Below are 15,524 nucleotides of genomic sequence, written 5' to 3'. Positions count from 1 at the left end.
ACATGGAACAAACTAAAATTATCGTTGTGGGCAATGGCATGGTGGGACATAAATTTATAGACGCCTTGCTAGCTCAACCAGAGGCCAATAGTCGGATAAGCATATTCTGCGCTGAACCTCGCCTCGCCTACGATCGAGTGCAACTAACAAGCTACTTTTCTGGCTCAACCGAACATGATCTCGCATTAACCGATGAGCGGTATTACCAAGAACATGATGTACATTATCGCATTGGCGATAAAGTAACGACTATCGACCGCTATACGCAGCAAGTGACCACCCAAAGTGGTCACGTTGAGCATTACGACAAACTCATTTTAGCCACGGGCTCTTATCCGTTTGTACCGGAAATACCCGGTAACGAGCAGACACATTGCCATGTTTATCGCACCATTGAGGACCTTCAGGCAATTGAAGCCTCAAGTAAAACCAGTCAATCAGGCGTCGTGATTGGTGGTGGGTTACTAGGACTAGAAGCGGCTAACGCGCTAAAAAGCTTAGGCCTAAAAACGCATGTCGTTGAATTCGCGCCAAGATTAATGGCTGCGCAGTTAGATCAAGGTGGTGGTGAACTACTACAACGGAAAATTGAACAGCTTGATGTGGTAGTGCATCTGGAAAAAGCCACCACAGAAATTGTGGCGGGGGAAACACAACGTTACTGTATGAAGTTTGCCGATGGCTCGCATGTAGAAACAGACATGATTGTCTTCTCAGCAGGCATTCGCCCACAAGATGAATTAGGCCGACAAGCAGGGCTTGAAATTGGACCGCGTGGCGGTGTGGTTATCAACGATCTGTGCCAAACAAGCGATCAAAACATCTACGCAATCGGTGAGTGTGCCTTATGGCAGCAGAAAATATTCGGTTTGGTCGCACCTGGTTACCAAATGGCGAAGGTCGCGGCGAAGCACATCACTCAGCCTGACGACGAAGCACCCACATTTAGTGGCGCGGATATGAGCACTAAATTGAAGTTGCTTGGCGTTGACGTCGCTAGTATTGGCGATGTCCATGGACAAACAGAAGGGGCGCAATCTTACACTTATCATGATGAAATAGCTGAGGTATATAAACGACTGATTATCTCAGCCGACGGCAAACAGATTGTTGGCGCCGTTTTAGTTGGTGACACCGACGCATACGGGACGCTATTGCAAAGCAAGCTCAACGAGCTTCCCCTCCCCGAGAACCCAGCCATACTAATTTTACCCAATGTAGTCCAAGAAGATTCAGCGGCGATCGGGGTTGATGCCCTGCCTGATTCCGCCGTCATTTGTTCATGCTTTGATGTCTGCAAAGGAGTAATTAAAGAGGCTGTTGTGTCCGGCTGCTCAAATATGTCTGAGCTAAAAGCCACAACCAATGCATCAACCGGTTGTGGCGGTTGCAGCGCGCTAGCAAAACAAGTATTGGATAACGAACTCGTTCAGCTTGGCATGGAAGTCAACAATAACCTATGCGAACACTTTGCGTTTTCACGCCAAGAACTCACCGATATCATCAGGATCAAAAAAATTGAAACCTTCCAGACTTTACTTGATGACTATGGTCAAGGGTTGGGCTGTGATGTTTGCAAGCCTGCAATCGGCTCGATTCTCGCGGCTTACTGGAACGAATATATCTTGAAAGATGAGCACATCGAGCTGCAAGACACCAACGATATTTACTTAGGCAATATGCAAAAAGACGGCACCTACTCTATCGTGCCGCGTATTGCCGCTGGCGAAATTACTCCCGACAAACTAATCACACTGGGTAGTGTCGCCAAAGAGTATGACTTATATACGAAAATTACGGGTGGACAACGGATCGATTTGTTTGGCGCTCAGCTGCACCAGCTGCCAGAGATATGGCAAAAACTCGTTGATGCCGGGTTTGAAACGGGCCATGCCTACGGAAAGTCAGTGCGTACCGTGAAGTCTTGCGTCGGTTCATCTTGGTGTCGGTTTGGCGTTGATGACAGCATGCAATTAGCTCTAGAAATAGAACACAGATATAAAGGTCTGCGATCCCCGCACAAACTTAAATTTGCCGTTTCAGGGTGTACCCGCGAGTGCGCCGAAGCGCAATCAAAAGATGTTGGCGTGATTGCTACAGAAAATGGCTGGAATCTCTATGTCTGCGGTAATGGAGGGATGCGCCCAAGACATGCCAACCTATTTGCCAGTGACCTAGATAAAGGGACTCTGATCAAATACATAGATCGCCTACTCATGTTCTACGTCCGCACCGCTGATCGCCTACAACGTACGTCCGTTTGGTTAGAAAACCTCGACGGTGGCATCGATTACTTACAGCAAGTCATCATCCACGACAAGCTAGGCATTGGTGATGAACTGGAGCAAGAGATTGCCCGCAATATTGCTAACTATCAATGTGAATGGAAGACAACACTAGAAAGCCCAGAAAAGCTACAGCGATTCAAACACTTTATCAATAGTGATTCAGCGGACGACACACTGGCTTATCAGCCTCGCCGTGGCCAACGTATGCCCGTGCAAACCATTGAAGTTAAATAACGAATGCAGCTCTCGTAGCAAATAGGTACTCCCAAGCTGCGGAGCTGCACGCCCGAATAAGGATAAACATCATGAAAGACTGGCTAACCATATGTCATATCAAAGAATTAACGCCACAAACAGGCGTTTGCGCGAAAGTTCGCGATGAGCAAATTGCCATTTTTTACTGTAGCCGTACTGAACAATTGTACGCCTTATCCAATTACGACCCGATTGGCAAAGCCAGCGTCTTATCACGCGGTATCATGGGCTCCATTGATGGCGCACCTTATATTGCCTCTCCGCTGTACAAGCATCATTACCACCTCGTTAATGGCAGCTGCCTTGAAGAACCTTCCGTACAAGTGGAAACCTACGAGATCAGAGAATACCAAGGCAGCGTACAAGTTGCTGTCGAGCCCGCGTCGCTCTAAAGCCTGACTGCATTTCCCTTAAAAGGACTTTAATCATGGAAAATCAATCGTTTTCACTTTTGTCGTTTCACGGCAAAATGAAAGTGCTGCATTTGAGCTGGATGGCTTTCTTCATCACCTTTCTGGTCTGGTTCAACTTTGTTCCTCTGCTAACCATGATTCAAACCAGCTTGGGGCTCACCAAACAGCAAATAAACACCCTATTAATTCTTAATGTGGCGCTGACAATTCCTGCTCGCGTATTGATAGGCATGCTGACAGACAAATACGGGCCCAAACTGGTGTACAGTGCCTTGCTTGTGCTGTGCTCTATTCCGTGTTTTATGTTTGCGCTGGCCGACAGCTTCGTACAAGCGGCTGTCGCACGCTTTCTTCTCGGCTTTATCGGCGCAGGATTCGTGATCGGAATTAGGTTAGTTTCTGAATGGTTCCCTCACAACGAATTAGGCACAGCCGAAGGTATCTATGGCGGTTGGGGCAATTTTGGTTCAGCTGCCGCGGCTTTCCTGTTACCTAGTCTTGCTTTGGTATTTGGCGGTGAGAATGGCTGGCGCTACGCGGTGGGTGTTACTGGCGTGCTATGTGTTATTTTTTCTATTATTTTCTACAAAAATATATCCGATACCCCTAAAGGTGCGACCTATTTCAAACCTAAGCAATTAGCTGGAATTGAAGTCACCAGCCGAGGCGATTTCTTATTGCTTCTGATCATGAAAATTCCTATGTACGCCGCTTTGGCATTGCTGGCTTGGAAACTTTCTCCTGCCGGGGTTAATATGCTGGCTGAGGTTTATGTCAATGGGATTTATTTAGCACTCTTCATTCTCTATATTTACGAAGCGCGCCAGCTTTGGAAACTCAACAAACCTGTTTTTCATCAGTCTGTTGAAGAAATTCACCGCTACAAATTTAAGCAAGTCGCCGTGTTAAATCTACTCTATTTTGCCACATTTGGTTCCGAGCTAGCCGTGATCTCTATGCTGCCATTATTTTTTGCCGATACCTTCTCACTATCTCCCGTGATGGCTGGGATGGTCGCCTCAGGATATGCCTTCATGAACCTGATGTCTCGTCCCGGAGGCGGATGGATCTCCGACCGATTTGGCCGAAAGCCTACTTTACTCATTCTTACCGCAGGACTGGCCGTAGGCTACTTCTTGATGGGACACATCACTCACCAATGGTCACTTTGGTTCGCACTCACGGTCACCATGGCATGTTCATTCTTTGTCCAAGCCGGAGAAGGGGCAGTGTTTGCGACTGTACCGCTGATCAAGCGCAGATTAACTGGCCAAATCGCTGGCATGACAGGGGCCTACGGTAATGTCGGAGCCGTCGTCTACTTAACGGTACTGTCATTTGTCGACTACCAGACTTTCTTTTATGTGATTGCAGGGACAGCCGTGTTCGGATTATTAGTTCTACTCATCATGGAAGAGCCGAAAGGGAAAATTGCCGAAGTCAACGAAGATGGCAGCGTCACACTGATTGATGTGTCACGTTAACTCACTCGGTGCTACAGGTATGATAGTTTTCTAGATCTCAATAGCAACCTACATTCATTGATTGGAGCATACGCCTATGAATACGCTCTTTACGCTTAATCTCAATCAACTCACAGTAGATTATGGCGGGTATTCAAATCAAGGTGCGCGTGACACCAATCAAGATGCACTGATGGTAAGAAGCCCAGAAAACACCTCAGAGCTGTCGTTGAAAGGGATCGTAGCCTGTATGGCGGATGGAGCGAGTTGCAGTGAACATGGGCAGCAAGCCAGCCATACCGCAGTCACCCAAATGGCGCTTGATTATTACGCTACCCCAGAATCTTGGGGCGTCAAGCGCTCGGCTGGCAAGGTACTCGACGCTCTCAACCGCTGGCTGTTTCAACAAGGGGAACAGCAAGCTCTCAGCCATAACAGTTTCGTGACTACCTTAAGTGCGATGGTTTTCAAATCCAACCTAGCCTACCTATTTCATGCTGGCGATACTCGTATTTATCGGCTGCGCGAGAATACCTTACAGCAACTCACCCGAGATCACCGCCGAGGTAGTTCAGGTCACCACACGTTTTTAACTCGTGCTTTAGGCATGGATCACAGGGTAGAAATAGATTACCAAGCGATCGCACTTAAAGCTGGTGATCGATTTATATTTACGACTGATGGTGTCCATGATTGGCTTACCAAAGCATGGCTGGCGCAGCAATGTGGCGACATGGAGCGAGATAAAGAGCAACTTAGCCAAGCTATCTGCAAACACGCAATAGGCAACGGTAGTCCAGACAATGTTAGCTGCCTGATTATCGACATAACTCACCTCCCCCCAAACTCTACCATCGAGCAGCACCAAGAAACCGAACAGAAACCTCTGCTTCCGATATTGAAAGTTGGCCAGCGTATCGACCAATTTGAAGTCGGCAAGATCTTGTACGCTAGCTCAAGGAGTCATGTCTATCAGGTGGTTCATGAACCGTCTCAGGAAAAATATGTCATTAAAGCGATCTCACCCTCCATGTCTGAAGAGAGCACCTTAAGGGATGGGTTTTTAAACGAATATTGGGTTGGGCAACAAATACATAGCCCACATGCCATGCAAGTTTTCCCATATGTCGCAAGCTCACAGTTTTCTTATTTACTCTGCGAATACATTGAGGGCATCACCTTACGCCAATGGATGCACGACCACCCAACGCCCGAGTTATCCATTGCACGAAACATACTTGCTGAGGTAATCAGCGCAACCCGTGTGTTCCAGCGTGCTGGTATGGTACATCGCGATCTCAAACCCGAAAACATCATGATTACGCCTACTGGCCACGTAAAACTCATCGACTTCGGCGCCACCAAAGTTGAGTCGCTAGCAGAAACAAGCTTACAGCCTAAACATGAATTACCCGTCGGATCCGTTAATTACACCGCCCCAGAAAGCATACGTGATGGCTCATCCGATAGCCGATCAGATTTATTCTCGATCGCGTGTATCGGATTTGAGATGCTCACCGGTGAACTGCCTTATTCCGCCTTTACTTCTCAGTCTATTCTGCAAGCCAGACACAAAAAATGGCAATACCGCCCGCTAGTCAGCTTTCGCCACGACCTTCCAAAGTGGCTCGACCTCACCTTCGAAAAAGCCTGCCAACCTTCTCCCATTCAACGCTACCAAGCACTCGGCGACTTTATGACGGATCTCTATACACCCAATGTGGCATTACAAAAGGAGTTATCTCAACAGCCATTGCTCAAGCGCCAACCAATCGCATTTTGGCGAGGCGTGTCGGCACTTATGTTATTGATTGCCCTCCTTGAATTGCTGTTTATTCTCGCGAATTAACCTGCCTAATAGAGAACATGTTATTCTCACCTCTCATTCCTCAACTCATTGCCAATTCAGATGAAAAAGAAAATTGTTCCTTCAGAGCAAACACAACAAGAATCCATGAAAATCGCCAAAGCCACACAGAAACCTGGGCAAACCAAAGAACAAACACGACTGGTCGCACAAGGCATTGAGAAAGGCATCGCCATATACAAAAAGCAACAAAAAGAAAAAAACCGCCAAACCAGTAAAGCCAAAAAGAAAGTTCAGAAAGCTAAACTGAGCGAGCCTGTTGTAGAAGACCTCGATATCGCGCCTGAGCAAGTATCTTCAGTAGCTAAATTACCTTGGCTACTTCTTATTGTGAGCTGGGGGATGTTTGCTGCCTACTTGATTTGGTCAAGATAGAGCTTAACCACGCCAGCGGCTTTCCCCAGATAATTAAGCTCGGTATACAGATGCCAGTCACCCTTTGTGTCCTAACGACCTTCCTGTTAGGATTTGAACGAAAGATCATGTGATGTAAGGATAAAAATGAGTGTGACCATGTTTGGTATCCCTAACTGCGATACCATCAAAAAAGCGAAGAAATGGCTAGATTCCCAAGGCATCAGTTATCAGTTCCATGACTACCGTAAACAAGGTATCGACGAGCAACTCGTACGTCGCTTCTGTCAAGAATTAGGCTGGGAGAGCGTTGTCAATAAGCGTGGCACCACATACCGCCAGCTTAGCTACGAACAAAAGCAATCACTGAATGAGCAGTCTGCTATTACTCTACTTATTGAGATGCCAGCGATGGTGAAAAGACCGATTATCTCAGTCAATAACCAGCTGCATATTGGCTTTAAGCCTGAGCAATACGCCAACATTTTTACATCATAAGGAGCTCTCGTGACTGATACCCCAACCCTTGCACTGGCCAAAGACCTGATCAATAGGCAGTCAGTGACACCTGAAGATGCTGGCTGTCAGGACGTGATGATCAAGCGCTTGGAAAGCCTTGGTTTTGAAATCGAAGTAATGGTCTTCGAAGATACTACTAATTTCTGGGCGCGCCGCGGACAAACTGCGCCACTTTTTGCCTTTGCAGGTCATACTGACGTCGTACCGGCAGGAAATCTAGAGCAATGGCATACCCCGCCATTTGAAGCGACCATCATTGACGACTATTTGCATGGACGCGGTGCGGCTGACATGAAAGGTTCACTCGCCTGTATGATCGTCGCCGTTGAGCGCTTTATCGCTCAGCACCCCGATCATCATGGATCCATCGCTTTTTTGATTACTTCCGACGAAGAAGGTCCATTTATTAACGGCACCACTCGGGTCGTTGACGCATTAACTGAGCGCAATGAACTGATTGATATGTGTATCGTGGGAGAACCGTCTAGTACATATTATGTCGGAGACGTGATTAAAAATGGCCGAAGAGGCTCAATCACAGGTGACCTGACCATCAAAGGTGTACAAGGACATGTGGCCTATCCACACTTAGCCAACAACCCGATTCATCAAGCGCTGCCGGCTCTCGCAGAACTTGCAACCACCCATTGGGATAATGGCAACGAATTTTTCCCGGCGACAAGTTTCCAAATCCCGAACTTACACTCCGGTACAGGTGCATCGAATGTGATCCCTGGCGAATTTACAGTCCAATTCAACTTTAGATTTAGTACGGAAATCACCGACCAAGAAATCAAACGTCGAGTACATTCGATGCTAGATGCTCACGCGTTAGATTACGACCTAGATTGGACACTGAGCGGCCAACCGTTTTTAACCGACTCGGGCAGCTTACTAAGCTCTGTGGTCAAGGCTGTCGATGAAATCAACCATAAAGCCCCTGAGTTACTTACCACTGGCGGCACATCCGATGGACGTTTCATCGCACAAATGGGCGCACAAGTGGTGGAGCTCGGCCCCGTAAATGCCACAATTCACAAGGTAAACGAGTGTGTTTCTATCGTAGAGCTTGAAAAACTCACCGATATGTACGAGCAAACATTAGTCAATTTATTGGGCAAATAATGACTCCAGAGCAGCTGACAGGAAAAACCAAGAGCCACTTAACGCAATTTCAACTTGATGACGCAACGTTCGATGTTCATCCTGCTGTTATCTCGGACTTGCAGGCACTAATTCATGCAGCTGCTCACGCTGGGCTCTCCTGCCGCATCGCCAGTGGTTTTCGCAGCTTTGATCGGCAATTAGCCATTTGGAATCGTAAAATGTCCGGCGATGTGCCCATCTATGATGAGAATAAAAAACTGATCGAAAAAAGCCAACCAGACCAAGAACGCGTTAAAGCAATCCTTAAATGGTCGGCGCTGCCTGGTGCCAGTCGCCATCACTGGGGGACAGATTTCGATGTCTTTGATCCAAGCTTACTTCCAAAAGGCACCTCGTTACTTCTAGAGCCTTGGGAATACTACTCCGGCCATCAGGCTGAATTTTATCAGTGGCTTAGCCAACATGCTCAGCAATATGGATTCTATTTCCCCTATAATGAAGATAGAGGGGGCGTTGCTTGTGAACCGTGGCACATTAGCCACCATGAGTCCTCGACTGAATGCATGCAGGCACTATCAGTGTCTACGCTAGAGCAGCAGTTGGCCGATAGTGATTTACAAGGAAAAAGCGTCATACTGAATCAAATAGAACAGATATACCGCCAATACGTTATCAACGTTAATCGGTAACACGCGATATCGCTATAAAACACAATATAGCTATAAGACAGAAAATAGTTATAAGACACAAAATATAGGCAGAGACACAATGAATATTATTGAATGGTTGTTTAACCCTTGGGTAATTTGTATCGTCGTGGTCAGTGTGGTCGCTGGTAATATCGCCGCGCTCAAATACTCGGCTAAGATGAAGTTTGATTACACCGATAAAACGCAGCGCGACCTTGATAAACTAAACGCGCTGGATAAGCACAATCATCAAGCCGAGCAAAAACCCATGGCAGAAAAAAACCAAGATAGCTAAGCGCTATCTTGGTTTACTTGTCTTAGTTGACTGGATACGAAATACCCATTAACTACGTTATTTCTCGCGGTGCTTTTTGCTTGCCTCTTTAAACATCGGCACCATCGCTTTTAGCACAGCCTCATCAACAGGTTTTCCTGCTGAAGTCGTCAAGTTAATCGAAGTTCGGTTAACCAAATCACCAAATAAGAAAATATACTTCCCTTCTTTTAGATCAATTGGCGCTTCGCCCAACTGCTTCCAGTAATCGCTGTCCGGAGACTCATATTTCACTTTGATAGTCCCTTGAGATTGATTACGGTCTTCGACCGTAAAGCCCATCTCAGCGAGTGTACTTGGCAATTGGGGCCAAACTAATCCATACGGAACGCGTGCAATAATCACGGGGAGGCCACTGCGATCTGTCCCCATAGAGATCGGGATCTGTTTAACCAGCTCTCTCGCTTTCTTCTCTTCTTCCGCTCGTTTTACTTCATCATAATGCAGCGTAACTAAGTTAGTCATTTTCGCGGTATAACGCGCTTTATCGAGTGGTGGAACCTTGCTCTGTTCATTACCTACGCGCCATTCAATAAGCGAAAACTGAATACCAAAACGGTCAGCGGATTGCTGTTTATGAATGTCATATCTAGCACTGACTACCGAAGGTTCATCTTTCGATTTAAACGAAACCCAATCAGTACGGATATCTGAGTCGGCTTGATCAGTAGAGGCAACCTGCTTTTCTTTCAGTACAGTTCCAACCATCTGCCAAACTTTATTCATTTCATCTTGGTTGTAGAACCATAAGATGGCATCACCATTTTTTCGCTCAACTTGAGCCGTCGGTATAAAGTCTAATACTTGCTGTGGTGGTCGAATATCCACCCCTTTACCGAGCTCCCCTGGAAATTGTCCTTGAGGTATCTGATACTTAGTGTAAGTCGTGGTTTTAGCATCCGCTGGCTCTTGCCATTTTTTCAACGCAGGCGTCGTCAGATAGTCAAAATTCCCGCGTGCTTCACGGCGCTGGGCGGGGCTGTCAGTACAACCCCCTAAAAATAGAACAGCCAGTGAGCCGATCACTAGCTGACGAGTAAATTTCATCGAAACTCCTAAAGGGAAAGCCGCTGCTGGCTGAGCAACGGCAAGATATTAATTAAGGCCAGCATCCGATAATGCTTTCAAGACGGTAGATTGGTTTTGCTCTGCCAACTCAGTCAGAGGTAATCGTAAATCACCATTATCAATCAATCCCATTTTGTGGGCTGCCCATTTGACTGGAATCGGGCTTGACTCTACAAACAGGTCTTTATGCAGCACCATCAAGCGTTGATTAATAATCTCCGCTTCCGCAAATTTACCTTCTAGCGCCAAACGCATCATTGTCGCCATATCTGCTGCCGCAATGTTGTTCGTCACAGAAATAACACCTTTACCACCACGCTTCACAAAGTCCAAGCCAGTCGAGTCATCGCCGCTTAGCAAGATGAAATCGTCACCACAAAGTTCACGGTGAATATCGACTCGGCTCAGATCACCTGTTGCATCTTTCAAAGCCACGATGTTATCGATTTTCGCTAAACGGGCAACCGTTTCAGGTAATAGGTCGACAGCTGTGCGACCTGGCACGTTATAGAGGATTTGAGGGACATCGCTTTCTTCAGCAATGGCTTTATAGTGTTGATAAAGGCCTTCTTGGGTTGGCTTATTGTAATAAGGTGTCACGCTCAGGCAGCCAGAAATACCAGAGTTATTGAGTAAACGACTGAACGTCACGGATTCATGAGTCGCGTTGGCGCCAGTGCCAGCAATCACTGGAATTCGACCAGCAGAGAACTCGACTACCTTTTTAACGACCTTTACATGTTCTTCAACAGTCAGTGTCGACGATTCTCCCGTCGTACCTACCGCAACAATCGCATCTGTTCCAGCATCGACATGGAAATCTACCAATTTCTTCAGGCTGATGAAATCTACCTCACCGTCATGGTGAAACGGTGTAATGAGTGCCACTATACTTCCTGAAAACATGCCTTTCTCCAATACTTCAAATCTTTTGGAATGGTACTGTATGCCCATTGTCAAATACAAGCGATTAATATCGTTAATCTCTCAGAATAAAAACGTGGGGAAGCATTACTGGTTCACCGCTTCACCACAATGTCTCTATTTATAAAAAAAATCATCGTCCTCGGTGTCAACGAGAGGTCATAGCCACAGCGCGGAAGAACTGCACTTAGTGATGTACAGCGTGCCAATTGGATTTATCTCAACTGTTATTTTCTTCTGCTTTAGCTATGCTAAGCTAACCAGCCAACCTAGCCAATTATAAATATAAATATGAGCCAACATTCCGTTATCACTGCAATCGGCACCGCGCGTCCGGGTATGTGTCATCAAATCGTAAGATTAGTGACGAACTCAGGGTGCAACATCATCGATAGCCGCATCGCTCTTTTTGGCAGTGAGTGTACAATCAGCATGTGGATCACAGGCAACGCGAATGGCATCACGCGTGTGGAAACGTCTCTCCCTCTATTGGGGCAACAGCAAGACATCATTACCATGATGAAGCGAACGTCGCCAAGTGAGTTGCCCGATCAGCCGTACCACTTAGATTTACACGTGACTGGAGATGACAAATTAGGGTTGACCGAACAATTTACTCAGTTCTTTGCAGATCGAAACATTAGCTTAGCTTCATTAAGCGCGCAAACAGAAGACGGGGCCAAGCTAAAACTGAATCAAGACCGGTTCACCATCGCCATATCCGCAGAACTCGATACCCAACAAAACTTAACTGAGCTCAAACAAGAATTTGATGCGCTTTGCCAGACCTTAAATGTGACTGGCACACTTAATTTTGTTCATAACACGCAATAAAGGATCTTCCATGGACACCATTACAGCAGGCACTCCCGCGCCGAATTTCTCTCTTCTAGACCAAAACGGTCACACCGTTTCTTTGGGTGATTTTAAAGGCAAGAAGATTCTGTTTTATTTCTACCCAAAAGCAATGACACCAGGTTGCACCGTGCAAGCACAAGGTTTACGCAATATCAAAACGCAACTCGATACGCTGAATGTTGTTGTGCTTGGCGTGAGTATTGATCCTGTAAAGCGACTCACGAAGTTCATCGAACGAGATGAGCTGAACTTCACTCTACTATCCGATGAAGATCACCAAGTCGCCGAACAATTTGGTGTTTGGGGAGAAAAGAAATTTATGGGAAAAATCTATGATGGCTTGCACAGAATCAGTTTCCTCATTAATGAAGAAGGGTTCGTAGAGCATGTCTTCAATAAGTTTAAAACCAAAAATCATCACGAGGTTATTCTCGACTACTTTTCAAACGAGAATTAATCCCTGCTCTATATACAGCAAAACAAAAGCCTCATATCGATGAGGCTTTTGTTTTTTTTGGGGGACACTAGAGTGGGTTCGCACTTTGTTTTTCAAGTGAAAAACCATCACCCCAAATTAAGATTAGCCGTGGAGTCTCAATTTTAGGCAGCGTTTGACACAAAGACGGAAAAAGTAGCCACTGAAGTGAAACAACAACATAATGAACACCGGACCACCACATAATATCAAAATCACATTTCTGGTATTATGTGGTTAGCAATTACCCCTACCTTACAAAGCTGCAGGAGTCGGCTTTAATTTAAAAAAAAGTGAAAGAGATACAAGAAGAAATATAGACTGAAAAATATAGACATCTTTAAAAACAGTCGATGGGATTGTGCCTGAAAAACTACTATTGTATAACGCGATGGTAACGACAAGTGCAGAAAAAGCGATTCCAAAGCTAGAGCTCAGCTGAACGATAGCACTATATATACTAGTCCCCCTACTTACTTGATCTTTCTCCATTGCGCTATAAATTAGTGCATTCATGGCGGTAAACTGAATAGTGATAAAAAAACCAAAAGAAAACTGCTGAACCACCAAAATAAACTCGGAAAGATAATAAACGTCAATTATATAGCTCAGATATATTGCAAATATAAGCAATGTGTTAATTACCAAAGCATTTCTATTTCCCATAAATTTAACTATACGCTCAACGAACACCCTACTACAAAGGGCTCCTAACGTTGTAGGCATAACAAGTAACCCAGCATGAAAAGCCGAATACCCATAGCTTGACTGTAGCATTAATGGGATTAAAAATGGCTGGGTTGTAATGGTAAAACGAGCAGCCAAACTACCAAAGGCAGTAAACCTAAATGTACGATTTTTAAATACAGAAAAATCTACTAGAGGGGATTTAGATTTACTATATCGAACGACATATATTGATATCAGAAACACAACAAGTAATATAGTCGTTGTCTTTTCAACGGAATTAAAAGAAGGATAAGTAATAATATCAAGAAAAAAGAGCGTTAAGCCTACAGAGGCCCCCAAAAAAATAAAACCAAAAAAATCAAATGGTACCTTAACCCTTTCTGATATTTCTGGCAAATAGACTGAAATTAGGAAAACTCCAAACAACGCAAAAGGGATATTAATAAAAAAAATCCACCTCCATCCAACATACGTAGTAATCGCTCCACCAATAATGGGGCCAGCTGCCATACCTATGATTGTCACTGTCGATATTCTGGCCATCACTGAAATCATATTCTTTTGTTCAAATACTCTTATCAGGACTAAACGTGCCACTGGTATAAGAAATGCTCCCCCAACACCTTGCAACATTCTAAAAAAAACCAACATTACCAGGTTTACCGATAGTCCACACCCTATAGAGCTAATGGTAAATAATAGTATTGCGCCGACTAAAGTTAACTTCTCTCCTACCCGGTCAACTAGCCACCCACTGACTGGAATAAATATTCCTAATGTAAGAAGGTACGTTGTAATCACAACTTTTAAATCAATAGGGCTTACGCCAAATGACAGTGCCATTTGTGGAAGAGATGTATTTAATACAGTTGTATCAATCACCTCCATTAACATACAAACAGCTACTATATAGCCTATTTTATTTTTATTATTATTATTATATATTACACTACTTTGCATATGTCCTCTAAATGAAAATGAGACCAGTTTTTAGCTAGATTCATTAAACTCGCCATCTAGTTAGGCTACTACAGCCGTACTAGAGTAAAGAGATATTCCTTTGTAATAAATATTATAAAGTACGTAACTAAAACGGCGTACATTAGTCCCGAACATACTCACTAAAAGTCCCATTAGTGAGTATTAAAGTAAGCATGTTCAAATAAGTATATGGCTGATTGGCATACCTCAGTGACGGCTTTTGTATTGAACTACCAAAAACCATCACCCGACTAATCAAGGTATAGCCTGAACTTTAAGCCATTGCGACTGCCACTTTTCTCTGACCAGAAAATGTGGTTCTTCCGTGAGTCATACGTATATTGTCAACTAGTAGAATATCTCCCTTTTTCCATGGGAAAGAAAATGTTTCAGCATGAATAGCTTCGTTAATTTTTTCCATAAATTCGTTAGGTATTTCCTCTCCGTTACCGAAGTAGCAGTTCCGTGGCACATTATCCAACCCAAGCTGAGTACGCAGTTCACCTCCAGCCTTCCCTAACGCAGAAATATGAAATAGGTTAGACTGATTGAACCAAACTTGTTCATTCGTTTCAGGATGTACTAAAGTAAATTTAGATTTCTGCTTAGTGCGTAATTGTTCCCCAGAATTAATCCATTCAAAGTCAATCTCATTATTCAAACAATAAGACTCGACGTCTTCTTTTATTTCAGTCTGAAATACTTCTTGCCAACTTAAATCTAAGTTTTCATGATAATTACGTACGTACAATATTCCATACTCTTCCATTCTTGAAAGTATATCTCGATTTAGTCTAGCCAAGATCCTTCCCGAGTCAGCCAACGGAGTATATCCTCCTTCTTCAGCAACAGTTATGCTAAAAAACATCAACGTATTTGGCCATTGATTCGTATATGATTTCTCATTATGCTGAGGGATCACAACATCTTTAGGGTACTCTGTCGATGTGTAGATATTTCCACCAAGCCGTGTCCTTGGGGTAGATGCATTATCATAACTCAACAAATTACCCTTATAGTTTAGAGAGAATTTATTAAACTCGGATAGAGAGTGGATATCAAAACCTCTAAGTAACACTGCTCCATTCTCACGTAAATTTTCATCGAGCCATTGCTTATTTTTATTAACCCACCCACTTGGCTTAACCCCTTTGTTATCTGGAGATACAATAGGGAACACAGACTCATTATTACGCGTTACGTAGCCAGATACATAAGACTGACTCATCTCATTTGAGC

Annotated in this window: 15 protein-coding genes; 11 read left to right on the top strand and 4 right to left on the bottom strand. The window is 44.6% G+C overall.

Translation table 11 applies throughout. The features are described 5' to 3' along the window. The first annotated feature begins 2 nt into the window (after positions 1 to 2). From nirB to L4C34_RS00860, 9 genes are all read left to right on the top strand, one after another. A complete protein-coding gene (nirB, locus tag L4C34_RS00900) occupies positions 3 to 2,522 on the top strand; it encodes a nitrite reductase large subunit NirB (RefSeq protein ID WP_428787456.1) in 2,520 nt (839 codons plus the stop codon). Positions 2,523 to 2,593: 71 nt separating this feature from the next. Continuing rightward, positions 2,594 to 2,935, top strand: a complete 342-nt coding sequence (gene nirD, locus L4C34_RS00895; RefSeq protein ID WP_428787455.1) for a nitrite reductase small subunit NirD — start codon at positions 2,594 to 2,596, stop codon at positions 2,933 to 2,935. A gap of 35 nt (positions 2,936 to 2,970) precedes the next feature. After that, positions 2,971 to 4,440, top strand: coding sequence for a NarK family nitrate/nitrite MFS transporter (locus tag L4C34_RS00890; protein ID WP_428787454.1), 1,470 nt, complete (start codon positions 2,971 to 2,973; stop codon positions 4,438 to 4,440). 76 nt (positions 4,441 to 4,516) lie between these two features. After that, entirely contained in the window at positions 4,517 to 6,268 is a 1,752-nt protein-coding gene (locus tag L4C34_RS00885; RefSeq protein WP_428787453.1) for a bifunctional protein-serine/threonine kinase/phosphatase, read from the top strand. A gap of 60 nt (positions 6,269 to 6,328) precedes the next feature. Further along, on the top strand, positions 6,329 to 6,661 hold the full coding sequence (locus tag L4C34_RS00880; protein ID WP_428787452.1) for a DUF2956 domain-containing protein: 333 nt from the start codon (positions 6,329 to 6,331) through the stop codon (positions 6,659 to 6,661). Between the two features lie 126 nt (positions 6,662 to 6,787). After that, positions 6,788 to 7,138: an ArsC family reductase gene (locus L4C34_RS00875; protein WP_428787451.1), complete on the top strand. Its 351-nt coding sequence runs from the start codon at positions 6,788 to 6,790 to the stop codon at positions 7,136 to 7,138. 9 nt (positions 7,139 to 7,147) lie between these two features. Continuing rightward, positions 7,148 to 8,284: a succinyl-diaminopimelate desuccinylase gene (gene dapE / locus L4C34_RS00870; protein WP_428787450.1), complete on the top strand. Its 1,137-nt coding sequence runs from the start codon at positions 7,148 to 7,150 to the stop codon at positions 8,282 to 8,284. Beyond that, on the top strand, positions 8,284 to 8,955 hold the full coding sequence (locus L4C34_RS00865; protein ID WP_428787449.1) for a M15 family metallopeptidase: 672 nt from the start codon (positions 8,284 to 8,286) through the stop codon (positions 8,953 to 8,955). Before dapE ends, L4C34_RS00865 begins: the two co-directional genes overlap by 1 nt. Positions 8,956 to 9,040: 85 nt before the next feature. Then, a complete protein-coding gene (locus tag L4C34_RS00860) occupies positions 9,041 to 9,250 on the top strand; it encodes a DUF2897 family protein (RefSeq protein WP_428787765.1) in 210 nt (69 codons plus the stop codon). A gap of 57 nt (positions 9,251 to 9,307) precedes the next feature. Here L4C34_RS00860 and bamC read toward each other — a convergent pair whose 3' ends face one another. Both bamC and dapA read right to left on the bottom strand, forming a co-directional pair. Beyond that, positions 9,308 to 10,336 (bottom strand): NlpB/DapX family lipoprotein, encoded by a 1,029-nt coding sequence (gene bamC, locus L4C34_RS00855; RefSeq protein ID WP_428787448.1) that lies wholly within the window; start codon positions 10,334 to 10,336, stop codon positions 9,308 to 9,310. Between the two features lie 48 nt (positions 10,337 to 10,384). Continuing rightward, entirely contained in the window at positions 10,385 to 11,263 is an 879-nt protein-coding gene (gene dapA / locus L4C34_RS00850; RefSeq protein WP_428787447.1) for a 4-hydroxy-tetrahydrodipicolinate synthase, read from the bottom strand. Positions 11,264 to 11,572: 309 nt separating this feature from the next. Here dapA and L4C34_RS00845 point away from each other — a divergent pair, with 309 nt between their 5' ends. Both L4C34_RS00845 and bcp read left to right on the top strand, forming a co-directional pair. Next, the gene (locus L4C34_RS00845; protein ID WP_428787446.1) at positions 11,573 to 12,115 is read left to right on the top strand and encodes a glycine cleavage system transcriptional repressor; all 543 of its coding nucleotides are present in this window, start codon (positions 11,573 to 11,575) and stop codon (positions 12,113 to 12,115) included. Between the two features lie 10 nt (positions 12,116 to 12,125). Further along, positions 12,126 to 12,596: a thioredoxin-dependent thiol peroxidase gene (gene bcp / locus L4C34_RS00840; RefSeq protein ID WP_428787445.1), complete on the top strand. Its 471-nt coding sequence runs from the start codon at positions 12,126 to 12,128 to the stop codon at positions 12,594 to 12,596. Positions 12,597 to 12,869: 273 nt separating this feature from the next. Here the strand turns inward: bcp and L4C34_RS00835 are convergent, their stop codons facing one another. Together L4C34_RS00835 and L4C34_RS00830 are read right to left on the bottom strand one after the other, a co-directional pair. Then, a complete protein-coding gene (locus L4C34_RS00835) occupies positions 12,870 to 14,264 on the bottom strand; it encodes an MFS transporter (protein ID WP_428787444.1) in 1,395 nt (464 codons plus the stop codon). 295 nt (positions 14,265 to 14,559) lie between these two features. After that, positions 14,560 to 15,513, bottom strand: a complete 954-nt coding sequence (locus tag L4C34_RS00830) for a TauD/TfdA family dioxygenase (protein WP_428787443.1) — start codon at positions 15,511 to 15,513, stop codon at positions 14,560 to 14,562. Positions 15,514 to 15,524 lie beyond the last annotated feature (11 nt).

Origin of the sequence: Vibrio profundum (assembly GCF_050337555.1) — a bacterium.
Lineage (GTDB): Bacteria > Pseudomonadota > Gammaproteobacteria > Enterobacterales > Vibrionaceae > Vibrio > Vibrio profundum.
This window is presented reverse-complemented; position numbering and strand designations above follow the sequence as displayed.

Coding starts and splice junctions, on each gene's coding strand:
- L4C34_RS00875 (WP_428787451.1), top strand. CDS start 6,788: ATGAGTGTGACCATGTTTGGTATCCCTAACTGCGATACCATCAAAAAA.
- L4C34_RS00845 (WP_428787446.1), top strand. CDS start 11,573: ATGAGCCAACATTCCGTTATCACTGCAATCGGCACCGCGCGTCCGGGT.
- L4C34_RS00865 (WP_428787449.1), top strand. CDS start 8,284: ATGACTCCAGAGCAGCTGACAGGAAAAACCAAGAGCCACTTAACGCAA.
- dapA (WP_428787447.1), bottom strand. CDS start 11,263: ATGTTTTCAGGAAGTATAGTGGCACTCATTACACCGTTTCACCATGAC.
- L4C34_RS00885 (WP_428787453.1), top strand. CDS start 4,517: ATGAATACGCTCTTTACGCTTAATCTCAATCAACTCACAGTAGATTAT.
- L4C34_RS00830 (WP_428787443.1), bottom strand. CDS start 15,513: ATGAGTCAGTCTTATGTATCTGGCTACGTAACGCGTAATAATGAGTCT.
- L4C34_RS00835 (WP_428787444.1), bottom strand. CDS start 14,264: ATGCAAAGTAGTGTAATATATAATAATAATAATAAAAATAAAATAGGC.
- nirB (WP_428787456.1), top strand. CDS start 3: ATGGAACAAACTAAAATTATCGTTGTGGGCAATGGCATGGTGGGACAT.
- nirD (WP_428787455.1), top strand. CDS start 2,594: ATGAAAGACTGGCTAACCATATGTCATATCAAAGAATTAACGCCACAA.
- bamC (WP_428787448.1), bottom strand. CDS start 10,336: ATGAAATTTACTCGTCAGCTAGTGATCGGCTCACTGGCTGTTCTATTT.
- bcp (WP_428787445.1), top strand. CDS start 12,126: ATGGACACCATTACAGCAGGCACTCCCGCGCCGAATTTCTCTCTTCTA.
- L4C34_RS00890 (WP_428787454.1), top strand. CDS start 2,971: ATGGAAAATCAATCGTTTTCACTTTTGTCGTTTCACGGCAAAATGAAA.
- L4C34_RS00880 (WP_428787452.1), top strand. CDS start 6,329: ATGAAAAAGAAAATTGTTCCTTCAGAGCAAACACAACAAGAATCCATG.